Source organism: Xylanibacillus composti (assembly GCF_018403685.1).
GTDB classification, from domain to species: domain Bacteria; phylum Bacillota; class Bacilli; order Paenibacillales; family K13; genus Xylanibacillus; species Xylanibacillus composti.
Genome location: NZ_BOVK01000059.1, coordinates 1 through 1358, shown reverse-complemented (window position 1 = coordinate 1358; position 1358 = coordinate 1). Strand labels below are relative to the sequence as shown.

General features: G+C 47.7%; 1 protein-coding gene. It reads left to right on the top strand.

Annotated features, from left to right (window positions below; genetic code table 11):
- The coding region (locus tag XYCOK13_RS17865) for an IS256 family transposase (protein WP_244865243.1) at positions 1–1212 on the top strand (1212 nt) is incomplete at its 5' end.
- Between the last annotated feature and the right edge of the window lie 146 nt (positions 1213–1358).

Here is a 1358-nt window from a genome sequence, read left to right as displayed (position 1 = left end):
CAGATTAACGTAGATTCGCAACTTTTACAGCAATTATTTTTAGGGAATTCTCAAGATGCAGGTGTAGCGAAGTTGCTCGAATCTGTACTGAACCAAGTCTTACAAGCGCAGGTGAGTGAACAAGTGGAAGCAGATCGCTATGAACGTACAGAGAATCGACAAGGCTACCGTAATGGATCGTATCCGCATCAGCTGCATACTCGGATTGGGACCATTACGCTTAGCGTACCGCGTATTCGTGGCGGCAAGTTTACAACTGAACTTTTTGCACGATACCAGCGTAGTGAACAAGCTTTAATCTTGGCCATGATGGAAATGGTCATCAATGGTGTCTCTACCCGCAAGGTTTCTCAAGTGACGGAGGAACTCTGTGGAACAGAGTTCTCGAAATCTACTGTCTCGGATCTATGTAAGCGTCTGGATCCGATTGTAACGGCCTGGAACAACCGTCCTCTAGGCGATAGCCGGTATCCCTTTGTCCTCGTTGATGCCATGTACTTAAAGGTTCGTGAAGACGGTCGTGTTCGCTCTCGCGGTGTCATGCTCGGTATTGGTGTGAACACGGACGGCCATCGTGAGGTTTTGGGCATCATGCTAGGTGACACCGAATCTGAAGAAAGCTGGACAGAATTCTTCAGTTGGTTGAAAACGCGCGGTCTCCGTGGGGTGGATCTAGTTGTATCCGATGATCACGGCGGTTTAGTTCGCTCTATTCGGCAGCAACTCCAGGGCGTAACCTGGCAGCGGTGTCAGACGCATTTCATGCGCAATGTCCTTGATGCATCTCCGAAGAGTCTCAAAGACGAGATTCACACACATGTACGTGCTATCTTAGAAGCGCCCAATCCGGAGGCTGCTCGCATGTTGCTGAACCAAACGATTGCCGCGTATGAAGAAAAGGCAGCTAAGGCTATGCGGACATTAGAAACCGGCTTTGACGATGCTACAGCTGTATTAAGCCTTCCTGAGAAGTACCGCAAACGCCTGCGAACCACAAACAGTGTAGAACGCTTGAATGAAGAGGTTCGTCGCCGAGAACGCGTCATTCGCATCTTTCCTAATCGGGAATCTGTGATCCGTCTCATCGGCGCTTTACTCATGGAGCAAGATGAGAAGTGGGCTGCAGGAAAGAAGTATCTCGACATGGCAGAGTATCTAGAATGGCGCGAGAATCGCCCTAGGTCCGCTTCAAAAGTAACACGCATTATGTAGCACAATCTAGCTGAGGGAATTTACACATAAATTTGGACTTGATCAGTTTTATACCTTTGATGGCATATTAAATAATGCTACTTACTTTTATGAAAAGGCTAAATCCGAAACAACCCTTGGAGACGAACAAATTACAGTTGGTAGGT